The sequence below is a fragment of the Spirosoma migulaei genome (assembly GCF_054776855.1).
In genome coordinates this window covers 267,795-281,049 of sequence record NZ_BAAHBG010000038.1, presented here as the reverse complement: position 1 = coordinate 281,049, position 13,255 = coordinate 267,795, and the positions used below count along the sequence as shown (strand labels likewise).

Annotated in this window: 12 protein-coding genes; 7 read left to right on the top strand and 5 right to left on the bottom strand. The window is 46.8% G+C overall.

What is annotated here, in order from left to right:
- Positions 1 to 451: SDR family NAD(P)-dependent oxidoreductase (locus ACYVGO_RS34840; protein WP_460973329.1), on the top strand; the 451-nt coding region annotated here is incomplete at its 5' end.
- Positions 452 to 647: 196 nt separating this feature from the next.
- Positions 648 to 2,132: a DEAD/DEAH box helicase gene (locus ACYVGO_RS34835; RefSeq protein ID WP_142773517.1), complete on the top strand. Its 1,485-nt coding sequence runs from the start codon at positions 648 to 650 to the stop codon at positions 2,130 to 2,132.
- 102 nt (positions 2,133 to 2,234) lie between these two features.
- Here the strand turns inward: ACYVGO_RS34835 and ACYVGO_RS34830 are convergent, their stop codons facing one another.
- A complete protein-coding gene (locus ACYVGO_RS34830; RefSeq protein WP_142773518.1) occupies positions 2,235 to 2,900 on the bottom strand; it encodes an SGNH/GDSL hydrolase family protein in 666 nt (221 codons plus the stop codon).
- A gap of 171 nt (positions 2,901 to 3,071) precedes the next feature.
- Here ACYVGO_RS34830 and ACYVGO_RS34825 point away from each other — a divergent pair, with 171 nt between their 5' ends.
- Positions 3,072 to 3,416, top strand: a complete 345-nt coding sequence (locus ACYVGO_RS34825) for a single-stranded DNA-binding protein (protein WP_142773519.1) — start codon at positions 3,072 to 3,074, stop codon at positions 3,414 to 3,416.
- Positions 3,417 to 3,676: 260 nt separating this feature from the next.
- Positions 3,677 to 4,417 (top strand): carbon-nitrogen hydrolase family protein, encoded by a 741-nt coding sequence (locus tag ACYVGO_RS34820; protein WP_460973327.1) that lies wholly within the window; start codon positions 3,677 to 3,679, stop codon positions 4,415 to 4,417.
- Here ACYVGO_RS34820 and ACYVGO_RS34815 read toward each other — a convergent pair.
- Positions 4,414 to 5,817 carry a four-carbon acid sugar kinase family protein gene (locus tag ACYVGO_RS34815; RefSeq protein WP_460973326.1) on the bottom strand — a complete coding sequence of 468 codons (1,404 nt, stop codon included), beginning with the start codon at positions 5,815 to 5,817 and terminating at the stop codon, positions 4,414 to 4,416. The genes ACYVGO_RS34820 and ACYVGO_RS34815 overlap by 4 nt on opposite strands.
- Positions 5,818 to 5,994: 177 nt before the next feature.
- Here ACYVGO_RS34815 and denD point away from each other — a divergent pair, with 177 nt between their 5' ends.
- Positions 5,995 to 6,942: a D-erythronate dehydrogenase gene (gene denD / locus ACYVGO_RS34810; protein ID WP_460973325.1), complete on the top strand. Its 948-nt coding sequence runs from the start codon at positions 5,995 to 5,997 to the stop codon at positions 6,940 to 6,942.
- A 36-nt stretch (positions 6,943 to 6,978) separates the two neighbouring features.
- Here denD and ACYVGO_RS34805 read toward each other — a convergent pair whose 3' ends face one another.
- Complete coding sequence (locus tag ACYVGO_RS34805) at positions 6,979 to 7,998, bottom strand: potassium channel family protein (RefSeq protein WP_460973324.1); 1,020 nt, start codon at positions 7,996 to 7,998, stop codon at positions 6,979 to 6,981.
- A gap of 291 nt (positions 7,999 to 8,289) precedes the next feature.
- On the opposite strand from ACYVGO_RS34805, the gene ACYVGO_RS34800 reads away from it, so the two are divergent.
- Together ACYVGO_RS34800 and ACYVGO_RS34795 are read left to right on the top strand one after the other, a co-directional pair.
- Positions 8,290 to 9,609 (top strand): glycoside hydrolase family 2 TIM barrel-domain containing protein, encoded by a 1,320-nt coding sequence (locus ACYVGO_RS34800; RefSeq protein WP_460973323.1) that lies wholly within the window; start codon positions 8,290 to 8,292, stop codon positions 9,607 to 9,609.
- A gap of 44 nt (positions 9,610 to 9,653) precedes the next feature.
- Positions 9,654 to 10,505 (top strand): FkbM family methyltransferase, encoded by an 852-nt coding sequence (locus tag ACYVGO_RS34795; RefSeq protein ID WP_460973322.1) that lies wholly within the window; start codon positions 9,654 to 9,656, stop codon positions 10,503 to 10,505.
- 19 nt (positions 10,506 to 10,524) lie between these two features.
- Here ACYVGO_RS34795 and ACYVGO_RS34790 read toward each other — a convergent pair whose 3' ends face one another.
- Together ACYVGO_RS34790 and ACYVGO_RS34785 are read right to left on the bottom strand one after the other, a co-directional pair.
- Positions 10,525 to 11,841 (bottom strand): gluconate:H+ symporter, encoded by a 1,317-nt coding sequence (locus tag ACYVGO_RS34790; protein ID WP_142773526.1) that lies wholly within the window; start codon positions 11,839 to 11,841, stop codon positions 10,525 to 10,527.
- Between the two features lie 120 nt (positions 11,842 to 11,961).
- Positions 11,962 to 13,254 (bottom strand): McrC family protein, encoded by a 1,293-nt coding sequence (locus tag ACYVGO_RS34785; RefSeq protein ID WP_460973320.1) that lies wholly within the window; start codon positions 13,252 to 13,254, stop codon positions 11,962 to 11,964.
- Position 13,255 lies beyond the last annotated feature (1 nt).

Sequence of the window (13,255 nt, the reverse complement as noted above, 5' to 3'; positions counted from 1 at the left end):
GAAAACGCTCATCCCAAATGAGCACCACAGATTTCTGTTTCTTCCTCAGCTTCGGCAACAATCCAAAGCGTATATTCTTAATATTGGCAGTTCCGCAGCGTATCAGGCGGTGCCCGGCCTGAGTTTGTATTCTGCGTCTAAATCATTTGTGCTGCAGTTTAGCCGAGGGCTCCACCAGGAACTTAAACGTAGTCCCGTTTCGGTGACCTGCGTTTGTCCCGGCTCCACGGACACCAACTTTGCCGATCGGGCACAGATTGGCGAAAAGGGACGCAAGGCCGCCGAGAAAGTAAATATGACCCCTCATGATGTGGCAAAGCAAGCCGTTGATGCCATGTTTGCCGGGAAAGCTGAACTCGTAACAGGCCTGCTGAACAAAGCGGGGAAACTGATGGCCTGGCTGCTACCCAAAGGGTTAGTAGAAAAAACGGCCGGAAGCATTTACGAATAAGTTATTCGTTTTAGATAAACAAAGAGCTGTCATTATCCAGGGTAATGACAGCTCTTTGTTTATAAATTGTACTTCGCTAATGAAATGGCACTTTATTTGCCATACTACAGTTATACACATATAACTTTACAAAGACGTTGGATGCTGGACCATACTTACTACCCTATTCCACTACTTGCCGACGTCCAACCAACACATGCAATTTTCTGATTTATCCTTAATAGACCCTATCCTCAAAGCGCTTGCTGAAGAAGGATACACCACACCAACTCCCATCCAGGAACAAGCCATACCAATTTTATTGAGCCGCCGGGATTTATTGGGTTGCGCCCAGACCGGCACTGGAAAAACAGCCGCTTTTGCTATTCCAATTCTGCAATTGCTGAACGAAGAACGCAGCAAAACACCCAATGGTCCACGGCGGATTAAAACGCTGGTGATGACCCCCACCCGTGAATTAGCGATCCAGATTGCCGAAAGCTTTGCCGCCTATGGCCGTCACCTGAATTTACGGCATACGGTAATTTTTGGCGGTGTTTCGCAACATGCACAGGTAAATTCCCTCAAGGCGGGTGTCGATGTACTGATTGCTACACCCGGTCGTTTGCTCGATCTGATGAATCAGGGCTTCATATCGCTCCGTGATGTGCAGTTTTTTGTACTCGATGAAGCCGATCGGATGCTTGACATGGGCTTCATCCACGACGTTAAGAAAGTCATAACGAAGTTACCCGAACGTCGGCAATCGCTGTTTTTCTCAGCAACCATGCCGCCCGACGTAGCTAAACTAGCCGATACTATTTTACGGAATCCTGCCAAGGTTGAAGTAACACCTGTATCCTCTACAGCCGATACCATTGCGCAGGCCATGTATTTTGTGGGACGTGAAGACAAACGTAAACTGCTGGTACACATCCTGAACGACCAAAAAATCAAATCTGCTCTTGTCTTTGCCCGTACCAAGCACGGTGCCGATAAGGTTGTGAAAGATTTATTGAAAGCGGGTATTGGTGCCGAAGCCATTCACGGCAACAAATCGCAGAATGCACGCCAGCGGGCGCTCTCGAATTTCAAGAGCCGTGAAACACGGGTGCTTGTCGCAACAGATATTGCAGCACGGGGTATCGATGTTGATGAACTATCGCACGTAATCAATTACGAACTACCAAACATTCCTGAAACCTACGTTCACCGCATTGGTCGGACGGGACGGGCTGGTCATGATGGCATTGCCCTATCATTCTGTGATGCGGAAGAAACTGAGTTCCTGCGCGACATTCATAAATTGATTGGCAAGCGCGTTCCGGTCATTGAAGATCATCCGTATGTGCTTGACATTTCTACAGCTGCCGTTTCACCGGCTCCGGCACAACGCCAGGGCCAGAATCGGAATGGAAATCGGCAAGGTGGCGGTGGCCGCTCAACAGGATCATCCAATCAGGGATCGTATCGGCGCGAGGGTGGCAACAACAGCCGCCAGGCCGATTCATCTGCTGGCGGAGGTCAGCCCCGGACTAACCAAAGTCGGCCTGCTCCTGCTAATCAGGAGCGGAGCACACCATTCCGGCGTGATGGCGGGAACTCCAATCAAAGTCGGCCTAGTGGTACCAACGCGGAACGCCCAAGTCGGGGCACCGGCAATAGTCGGTTTAGTAATACAAGTTCCGACAAAAATTATTAGAAAGTAAGTGGTGCCGCCTGGAGTCTGCTTTGAGAAACAGACTCCAGGCGGCACCACTTACTTTTTTAATGTATTCTGCTCCAGATAACATCTGGGGCTTTTTTATTTTCCGGCCGTCAGCACTTTCTGCATTTGCTCAGCCACAAACTGATTCCCTGCTTCGTTCAGGTGAACACGGTCGGTGGTTAAAATGCCCCGGTCTTTATTTTCGGGGTTATTTTTTAGATCATACGTTAAAAACTCCTTTCTCAAATCAACCACAGGCAGATCCTGCCGTTTGGCAATATCACGAATAAACTGGCTGTATTGGTTTAAATCGCCATCCTGCTGGTTGGTCATATCCGTTTTTTCGCCAATAGCAGCTGGTGTGCAAAGGACAACACGAATATTAGCCGCCTTCAGCTTCTTCACTACAGCCTCATAGAACTTCACGAATTTATCAGGGTCTGTGCCGGTGCCGGAGGTAGCCTTATGCCAGACATCATTGACACCCACCCAAATCACGACGACATCGGGCTGTTTTGCCAGTACGTCATCATCCATACGCAGGAACAAATCATAAATTTTATTCCCACCAATTCCAGCGCCAATCAGTTCAAATTGATCGGCGGGCATTGATTTTTTCAGGCGGTCAATATAACCACCCGGATTTACTCCGGCCTGGGTAATGGAGTCACCAAAGAAGATGACGCGAGTGGGTTTAGCCGCGCTCATGGCGAGCAAACCAGCGGTTAACAGGAAAAGCAGAGATCGATAAACTGTAGTCATAGTTCTTAAAGCAGTAAGGGAATTACCATTACTCATTTATACCTTCCATCACAGGATAAGTAAACCAATGTTACCTAAATAGTTTCTTTTCGTCTGATGGTTGATTGAGTCAATAATCGCCTAAAATTAGACCCTAGCCTGAAATCAGGCAACTACGAAAAACAAAAAACGATGAGAGGCCTAAACAAAGTAACACTAATTGGCAATCTGGGTAAAGACCCCGAAATTCAGCAACTCGACGGGAATATCAGCGTCGCAAAGTTTTCATTGGCTACTACTGAATCCTACAAAGATGATAAAGGCCAGGTGCAGTCAAACACTGAATGGCACAGCATTGTGGTTTGGCGAGGCTTAGCCGACTTAGCCCACAAGTACCTGCACAAAGGCAGTGCCGTGTATCTGGAGGGCAAACTCAAAACGCGCCAGTTTGAGGATAAAGAAGGGAATAAAAAATATGTGACGGAAATTATTGGCGACAGCTTTATCATGCTCGATAAGCCTGAGCACGAAGCCTAGCTTAAATCAACTTACCTTAAGCCGTACCTTATTTACTACACACAGTGCAGTCAATAAGGTACGGCTTTCAATTGATATAATTCTCTGATTATCCATCAACTATAGCCAATAAATCAGGGCTGCTAGTGCCATAGTTGATGGGATGAGCTCTGTCAAATCGTTTACGTTCCACTTATATTTGGCATACGAATGAGGCTTAAAGCAAAAATATACCTTTACAGATTTCCATTCATTTCCAGCAATTTCCTTCGGATTATAAAATGAAAATTTGTGTAGCGCAGACAAGACCAGTCAAAGGCGACATTGAACGCAATCGTATCAGGCACGAGGAATTGATAGCCCTTGCGGTATCCAATGAAGCTGATATCATAATTTTTCCTGAACTCTCACTAACAGGTTATGAGCCACAGCTGGCAAACGAATTAGCAACGGATCAGAACGATAGCCGGTTTGATAGTTTTCAGAAAATCAGCGATACCAACAACATAATCATTGGTATTGGTGTGCCAACTCAGACTACTACAGGAATTTGTATTAGCCTCGCTATTTTTCAACCTAATCAAGTCAGGCAAACGTATTCAAAAAAATACCTGCATGCCGATGAAGTACCCTTTTTCAAAAGTGGCCAAAATCTCACAGGCTTACTTGGTAACGAAGCTGCTATTGCTTTAGCCATTTGTTATGAGCTTTCGGTTCCAGAACATGCCGAGGACGCGTTTAAGCAGGGGGCTAAAATTTACATAGCTAGTGTAGCAAAGTCTATAGAAGGTGTTGAAAAAGCCACCCAACGTTTAGCTGAGATTGCTGCCACCTACTCCATGACCGTATTCATGTCAAACTGCGTTGGACGCTGCGATGATTTTGACTGTGGTGGCAAAACGTCTATCTGGAATACAGGTGGCTTACTGGTTGGGCAACTAAATGATAGCAGTGAAGGCATTTTGCTTATTGATACCGAAACACAGGAAATAACTGAGCGGATTCTTTACACAGAACGCTAACCTCTTAACTTCCAACACACCTCCGCCAGCGCTGTTTCATCGCCTACATTGCCCGGAAAAACTACGTACATAATGCCCGGAAATTTACTTTTCACATCCATCTGCCAGACAGGAACACCGGGAATTATAGGCCCAAGAACAAGGGCTTTTTTGGCAGAGAGTCCCTTTGAGGCCAGATCACTGGACGTAATCCCGCCTTTGGCAACAATAAATTGGGGGCGCACACTGATCCCCTTCAGGATGTTGACGAGGAAATCGGAGACAAGCGCATTAATCGTCAGACTACTTTTTGTATCCTGTCCAACTTCCAGTTTACGACTGGTATGAATAACTACGTTTTCTCCAGAGACAAGCCACTGATCCGCTTGCCTGCTTATGGCTTCAGCTTTCGAAACCAGTTCCGTTGAATGCAGAACCTCACCAACGTTTACTTCAATAGATTGATATATTCCTGTTGCCAGGAGAACATTCAGTTGGCCAGTTGTTTTAGGGACATGAGACCCTACTAGTACGAGTGAACCCGTAGGAGATTCTACGTCCTCTACTTGGGGAACAAAGGATTTGCCAGATTCCATCCCGGCCCGGATCGGTACCAGCGTTGCTGAACTCCGGTATAAAAATTTCTTCCCTGATTTTTCGGCTACCAGCAAGCCCATTACCGCTACCTCCAGGTCTCTGTAACTGGCGGCATTGATAATACAGACGGAGCCCCTGGCACAAGCGTTCAATTTATCACCAACCACTTCTGGTCCTCCCTTTCGTATATCGTCAATTGAAACAGAATTTACGTCTGATGCCTTAATCCGTCCCCTGGTTTTTTCTTCTACCCATAGTTTCAGGTTTGAATTTTTGTAGCCAAACACCACATCTTTGGCAAATGGCGTATCGGAAACAGGCACCAGCTCCTCATTCTCTACCAGATAATGAACATCATCCAGGGTGAACCGACCGCCTTCAATGAAGGCTGGCACCAACACAATGACAGCATCCTCCATAGCCAGCGTCCAGGCAATAGCCTCTACTTCGGCGGGGAAATGGCCTCTTAAGGTGGAGTCACTTCGGCTGATCACGACGATCTCCCGTGCGCTATCGGTAGCAGCCTGCTGTACGTTAGTGCCTATTTCCTCAATAAGCTCAACTGCTTCCTGTTCGGGCAGACTACGCGAATTGGTGAGGATAAATAAAATTGACGGCTTTTTCTCCAACTCCTCCGTAATCAACTCCACCCGCCAGGATGTAAGTACAGGTACATCGTAACAGGTTTGGGTGCCGGTCGGATCGTCGTCGAGCACAATAATTGTTTTTCCGCTCTTGCTAAACGCTTCGCGAATAGACACAAGCATATCTTCCGGGTAGTTGGTAGGCAGTTGCGCCATTTTCTGATGTACATTCACAACCATTGACAATTTTTAGTAACCCAATACAATACGCGTTTAACCTCATAAATTTGGCCACGCTCCCGTAACCAATAGGAGTTTTTCGGGTAAACCTACTTTATAAGGAAAACAGCCTGCTGATTTCCTTTTATGCCGACATCCTGTTAATCATAAAAATCAGCGTTCAAACAAGTTAACACGATGCAACTAATCATAACAGGAGGAGCCGGATTCCTTGGTCAACGGCTGGCTAAAGCACTCCTAAACAGTTCGGTCGTTTTTGATGCATTACTTCTGGTCGATATTGTGCTGCCTCTCAACCCAGGCAATGACACAAGAGTAACGTGCCAGCAGTTAGATTTATCGGAAGAAGGAGTCGCTAAAAATCTCATCACGAACCAAACAGGGCTTATTTTCCATCTGGCTGCTGTGGTGAGTAGTCAGGCAGAAAAAGAGTTTGATTTGGGCTGGCGGGTGAATCTTGATAGCACCCGATACCTACTGGAAGCCTGTCGCTGTCAACATCCGGGTATTCGGTTTGTGTTTGCCAGCTCCCTGGCTGTCTATGGCGGTCAGTTGCCTGCTATTGTCGATGACCTCACCGTTGTTACGCCACGGTCATCCTACGGAGCCCAAAAAGCCATGGGCGAATTTCTGGTCAATGACTATAGCCGAAAAAACTTTGTGGATGGGCGCGTGTTGCGATTACCAACCATTTGCGTTCGGCCGGGTCGACCCAACCAGGCAGCCTCTTCGTTTGTCAGTAGCATTATCCGTGAGCCCATTCATGGGGAGGAGGCTATCTGCCCTGTATCGCCCGAGCTGGCCCTCTGGCTCTCGAGTCCAGACACTATTATTGACAATATTATCAAAGCAGCTACGCTACCCGGCACTGTCTTTGGCGACTGGCGTACGGTAAATCTACCGGGTATTGGTGTCACTGTGCAACAGATGCTTGACTCACTTGAGCGAATTACGGATCAGGAAACACGCGCCAGAGTCCAGTTCAAACCCGATCCAGCCATTAACGCCATTGTAAGCAGTTGGCCTGGTGTTATCGATAACTCGAGGGCTCTTCAACTCGGGTTCAAGGTTGATAGTCATTTCGATCAGTTTATTACCCTATTTATTGCTCAAACTAACGTGTAACTTGTTAGTCTGGGTTTACAATGCACTCTTTGTTATCTATACAACCCGCTCAGCCAAAACCGGACTGTTTCGAATGGATGCCTGATGCAGAAAAAACAGCTTCATATCTGCCTCCAGCAGTAAACTGGGTTCGGGAGTAATCAAAAATCCGGTCGCGGTTCGAATCGCGACGATTAATCCCTCGGCCAGGTTATCGTCAATAAGTTGTTGCAACGGAAGTCCGCGGTAATCTTTGGCCAATTTGTTAATCTCCTTCACATCCATGATGGAGCCATTTTCTACATTACCCGTTAGATAATCGAGAAACTCCATAATATCGGGCCGACTAACAATACTGGCCATATGGGCACCGCCAATCTTGTCGGGCATAACAACGTTGTTAGCACCCGCTTTCCGTAATTTGTTCTGGGCAGAGTAGTGCGATGCGCGGCTAATGATGGTTAGTTTATCATTCAGGCTGCGAGCACTGAGCACAATAAACACATTATCGGCATCGGTTGGCAGGGCGGTCAATAAGGCCTTCGCACGTGTAATTCCGGCTTTTAAAAGGGTTTCATCTTCAGTGGCACTCCCAATCACATAGAGCAGCGACGCGTCTTTAGTCTCGTACGTACGGACACGTTCTTCATTTTGCTCGATAACAATAAACGGCACTCTGTGCTGGCGCAGGGTAATAGCCGCTTCCTGACCGCTACGCCCAAGGCCACACAGAATCACATGGTTAGCGAGTGTGTCTATCTGGTTCGCCATTTTCCGTTGTTTAAAATAGTGGGTGAATTCGCCACTGGCAATGTATTGGGTAATAAGGGCCAGCGCGTAGGCAAAGGTTGTAAAACTGGAAATCAGTAAAAAAACAGTAAACAGCCGCCCGGCTGGCGATAGAGGTCTCACTTCGGTATAGCCTGCCGTTGTAATGGAAATTACGGTCATGTACAGGGCATCAACAAAATTGTATTGCTCGATAGACATGTACCCCGCAATTCCCAAAATAGAAATGCCCAGTATAACCAACAAAGGGGAAAGGAGCGAGAAGGGCTGCTTTAATTTCGATAACACGCTATTTTTTGGTATATAATTTCAAAATTATTTAAAATATAGAACAAAAAAGATGAGTTAAGTCATTAAATAAAAATAGTATCTCCAGAACCCTTCTTTTCTTCCAACGTTTATCAACTAATCAAAATAGCATCCTCTGAGCAACGTAGACGTCACATACGCACCAATTACGATTTATCTGAGATCAATGTGTAGTCTACCTACCGCTTACACGATTTTGACCCTAAAATGGTGACTAAAAGTTAAAGCATTAGTCAAGAAAGCGTACATATTTCATTAATTACGTTCCTAATGCGGTCATTTTCTTGTGTCTTGTTTTTGATAGTTAGCATCCTCATCAGTAGCTGTACCGAGACCCAAAAGTCCCATTTAGCAACATCGACAGAAACTAAACCGACATCCATTCAACATACGGGAGACTCCTACCAGCTCTTACGGTACGGCAAGCCTTATTTCATTCAGGGAGCGGGGGGCGTAAGCCATTTGGCTCAGTTAAAAGACTGTGGAGGTAATTCGATTCGCATCTGGGATGATCTGGAGGCAGGTTCTATTTTGGACCAATCCGAGAAACTTGGATTAACGGTATTCTTCGGCCTTTGGGTAGAGCGGGAACTGGAAGGGTTCGATTATGATAACCAGGAAGCTGTTGACCGGCAGTATGAACGCATTCGTAAAATCGTACTCAAATACAAAAACCATCCTGCGGTACTCATGTGGTGTGTGGGGAATGAATGGGCAATGGAAGCGAGTAACTTCCGGGTGTATGACGAAGTAAATCGACTTGCCGCTTTAGTCCATGAACTGGATCCAGACCATCCGGTTGCAACCGTTATTTCGCCTGATAGTGAACGGGCTATCTGGCTCGTTCAGGAACGTTGCCCAGCCATTGATGTGTTGGCCCTTAATTCCTATGCGTTAACGGAAAAGCTACCTCAATTTTTAAAAAAAGGAGGATGGGATAAACCTTATCTGATTTCTGAATATGGAGCCCAGGCCTATTGGGAAACACCCGTCACCCCCTGGAAAGCGCCTATCGAGCCTACCAGTCAGGAGAAGTATGATTTTGTGAAAAAATTCTATCGCCAGTACATTGGCTCACGCCCTCCAAATTGTTTAGGCGCTTATTTATTTTATTGGGGCTTTAAGCAGGAAGAAACCCATACCTGGTTTAATGTATTCGATGATCAGGGCCGTGCCACGTCATTGGTGGAATTAATGCAATTGCTTTGGTCGGGGAAACAAACGCTCAATAAAGCTCCCGTTGTTAAAGGGCTGTTGATTGATGGAAAAGCAAGTACTCACCAATCGTATATACCCTCAGTTGCCGCTCATCAGGCCCAGATTTTGACCAGTGATCCCGAAGGAGATACCCTAACCTACTATTGGGAAATCAAACGGCGTGCTCAGTTTTCGGCAGATTATGCAGGAACACCACTTCCCGCTTTAAAAGGGTTAATACAGAACCCTAACCAGTCTGCTATTTCATTTAAGTTGCCAACTAAGCCCGGCGCTTATCGTCTGTTTGCTTACGCCTACGATACACATAGACATATATCGTCAGCCAATTTTTCCTTTGAAGTAAGGCCGTCCGATTCGGATAAAGGTGAGTAAGTCCATTTTCCCACTAAAGCGTTTCCTCTTAATTGACACAGTATATGCGAACTATTACTGGCTTGGCCAAAAAGGTATTAGGTATCCATCCGCAACAGGGCGTAAATCCACTAAAGAACCTGACACATATTGGTTCCCATTTCCACGGGTATCATGTACCCAGCAATTTTCTGACAAGTGAGTCAATTTGTTACTGCATCGGAGCGGGTGAGGATATTTCGTTTGACACCGAATTAAAAGTTATTTACGACGCGCAGGTGTTCATTTTTGACCCAATGCCAGAAGGTGTCAATCATTTCCGTAAACTGAAAGAGTTTACCAAAAATCAGCAGCCCCTAACGATTGAACCAACCGTACCGTTTACGTACCGAATCTCAGAAAAACAGGTAGAGGAGATTACGTTTGTTGAAATTGGTGTTTGGGATCAGAAAACGAACCTGAAGTTTTTTGCCCCCGAGCGTGACGATTATGCCTCGCACTCGCTTTATCTATTCCAGGAGTCCAACGACTATATTGAGGCTCCCGTCGACCGGCTAAGTAATCTGATGAACATGCTGGGACACAGCAGCCTGGATGTGGTCAAACTGGAAATTGAAGGGGCTGAATATACCGTAATTGATACGATTGTTAAAGACAAGCTAGATATCAAAATAATCCTGGTGGAGTTTGACGAAGTTCATAATGCCAACGATAAGTCGTTCCACTTTCGGATTAAAAAAACCTGCAAAAAATTAAAAGAAGCAGGGTACGTACTGGTCCATTCTACCCACAACTTAAAGCGGACATTTATTCGGGAAGATGTCTATAAGTCGCTAAAGAACCAGGAGAATCTGCCCGTGAATTTCACAATCAACAAAGCAGCTGACTATTCATCGGCTCCAATTACTTCACGATAAAAACGGGTCAACTCAGGGTTTATACAACCAGATTTAGCAGCAATACGCCTATCAGCCCAACAATGGATACGATGGTTTCCATCAGCGACCAGGTTCGGATGGTTTGCCCGATGGTTAGGTTGAAATATTCCTTAAAGAGCCAGAACCCGCCGTCGTTGATGTGCGAAAACATCAGGCTTCCTGAGCCAATGGCCAGTACCATCAGTTCGGGTTTGATAGGCTGCGATTGTAATAAAGGCAAAATAATCCCCACGGTAGTTAACCCGGCTACCGTGGCCGAACCTACACATACCCGGATAAAGGCGGCAATGCCCCAGCCCAGCAATAAAGGCGGAATAGCGGCATCGGCCAGTAAGCTACCAATATATTTACTGGTGCCACTGTCGCCGAACACCTGCTTTAATGCACCTGCTCCGGCAATGACCAGAAGAATCGGGGCGATAGCTTTAACGGCTTCTTCCATGTCTTTGGTGATAGCCTTCATTGACTGTCCCTGACGGAGACCCAGTGCGTACATTGCCACCAGCACCGACAACAACATACCGATATAGGGCTCGGCCAATAACGTAACAATGGTTTTCAGGAACGACTCGCCAGGCATCGCATTTTTCAGCGGGCCAAATGTCGTTAACAGCAATACGGGCAGCAGGGCGACAAAAAAGCTGATTCCCGCACCTGGTAAATTCTGGGAAGGTACTTCGCGGATATTAAACAGATCCCGATTCGGCGACGCCTTGATATTGACCAGCGTTCTACCAAACAACGGCCCAGCAATAATGATAGCGGGAATAGCAACAATGATCCCATAAATAAGGGTTTGCCCTATGTTCGCGTTGAGCTGACCTGCCACTGCCGAGGGCGATGGGTGCGGGGGCAAATAACCATGTGCGACTGATAACGCTGACAGCATGGGTACCGCTACCGACATAAGGGGTAAGCGAGACGACGCTGCAATGGTAAAAATCAGGGGAACAACAATAATGAAACCCGCATTGTAGAATAGTGGGATACCAATAACAAAGCCCGCTAAGGCTAGTCCCCAGCGAATATTTTTTATACCGAACCAACCAATCAGCACATCGGTGATTCGTCGGGCAGCCCCACTTTCGGCTACCAGACGGCCCAACATTGCCCCAAAACCGATGATCAGTACCAGTTCGCCCAATGTCCCACCAATACCACTCTGAATCGACTTACCAACAGCCACCACATCCATACCCGATGCCAACCCAATACCTAAGGCGACAATGACAAATGAGATGAAGGTATCTAAACGGACAAAGGCAACTAAAAAAACAAGCGTCAGAATCCCGATCAGGGTGAGAATAAGGGGCATAATAGTTACGAGGGTCTGGGGCATTTAAACACAGAGAAAATGGAGATAAACATGGAGCACATGGAAAAAGCCCTCTGTCTACTCTATGCTAATCTCTGTTTTCTCTGTGTTTAAACACGATCATTCGAACGACAAAGCGTAAGTTGCTAATTTTTCTACTTCATTCGCTAACGAATTGGTCAGGTCGAAGGGCACAACGTGCAGGCGAGTGGTAGCATCGTAGCCAAACACGGGCAACGGCTGACGAAACGATTCATTTGCCGGGTAAATCAGAAACAGGTCGTCGGCTGCGTATTTTTTCCCATAAGCGTATAATTGATACATGTCGGCCTGCTCGATGCCGTAGTTACCCGAAACAGGATTAGCGCCTGACTCCCGGCCCTTGATCTGCTTCCATTTTGTATCAAGTACCAGTGTTTGGCTCTTGTGACGGATGACAATATCGGGACGAAGCTTAAATTTTGGTGCCCCTACATGTTCATCCACCAAATGTGCCGAAGATTCCTGAACCCGAACACTGTCGGTATCGGGCCAGTACGTCCGAATGCCATACGCGACGTAATCTTCAAAAACGCGCTCCATCGGGAACAATAGCGATAAGCTTGGCGTATGGCCCGTTTTGATACCAAATCCCCTACCCTGAAGCAATGCATCGGCCCAGCGCAGTGCCGATTCGTACCGAAGAAATAACCGACTTGACCGCCGAATCAACCGTAGATCATCCGGTAACGAGTTCGTCTCCGGCACTTCATCCAGCGCCCAAAGTACCTGTCGAATCCGGCGCTGGCTAACGGGGTTATTCGTTGCTCCGGTTACGTAAACCATTGCCGTTTTTAAAATACGATTAGCGGCAACATCAGCCGTGAGGCAATCGTAGGTCACTGCCAGTCGCTCGGCGTGCCAGGCATTCTCCCGCTGCTGTCGGACAGCCTGAAATTTACCTTTCCAGAAGCGTTCATTGCTATCGACCGATACGTACGCGTGTTGAATTCCCTGTTGCACTAATGGCTCTACGGCATCCAGAAAAGCCGAAATGAACACGTCCCACAAAGGCAATCGAATAGCCCGCGTATGGGCTGCCGGGAGCGTTCGAAATGGGCTATGACGAAGGTGCCGCAGCATGGTCAGTAGCAAAGGCCGGGTGTTGTCGATCTGCCCAATCTTTGGTAGAATTTCCAGTTGCGTATGATTGGACAGCGGAAGCAAACCCACATAATTTCGAACTTGAATCAATTCACGACCTTTTTGTATAGAGAAGGCCAGCAAGCCCTCAGCCTGTTCGTCGTCAAACACAAATTGGCGGAGTGCCTGAAAAACAGCATCAAGCACCAGTACCCCACCTAATGGCGGTTCGGACCACTGATCAGCTGAGCCAATCTGGCTGTTTTCAAGAACCAAAATCGTCGTGATCATA

What these genes read in the sequence shown, in the direction of transcription:
- ACYVGO_RS34820 (WP_460973327.1), top strand. Translation starts at nt 3,677, where the DNA reads ATGAAAATTTGTGTAGCGCAGACAAGACCAGTCAAAGGCGACATTGAA.
- ACYVGO_RS34790 (WP_142773526.1), bottom strand. Translation starts at nt 11,841, where the DNA reads ATGCCCCTTATTCTCACCCTGATCGGGATTCTGACGCTTGTTTTTTTA.
- ACYVGO_RS34825 (WP_142773519.1), top strand. Translation starts at nt 3,072, where the DNA reads ATGAGAGGCCTAAACAAAGTAACACTAATTGGCAATCTGGGTAAAGAC.
- ACYVGO_RS34830 (WP_142773518.1), bottom strand. Translation starts at nt 2,900, where the DNA reads ATGACTACAGTTTATCGATCTCTGCTTTTCCTGTTAACCGCTGGTTTG.
- ACYVGO_RS34785 (WP_460973320.1), bottom strand. Translation starts at nt 13,254, where the DNA reads ATGATCACGACGATTTTGGTTCTTGAAAACAGCCAGATTGGCTCAGCT.
- denD (WP_460973325.1), top strand. Translation starts at nt 5,995, where the DNA reads ATGCAACTAATCATAACAGGAGGAGCCGGATTCCTTGGTCAACGGCTG.
- ACYVGO_RS34800 (WP_460973323.1), top strand. Translation starts at nt 8,290, where the DNA reads ATGCGGTCATTTTCTTGTGTCTTGTTTTTGATAGTTAGCATCCTCATC.
- ACYVGO_RS34835 (WP_142773517.1), top strand. Translation starts at nt 648, where the DNA reads ATGCAATTTTCTGATTTATCCTTAATAGACCCTATCCTCAAAGCGCTT.
- ACYVGO_RS34815 (WP_460973326.1), bottom strand. Translation starts at nt 5,817, where the DNA reads ATGGTTGTGAATGTACATCAGAAAATGGCGCAACTGCCTACCAACTAC.
- ACYVGO_RS34795 (WP_460973322.1), top strand. Translation starts at nt 9,654, where the DNA reads ATGCGAACTATTACTGGCTTGGCCAAAAAGGTATTAGGTATCCATCCG.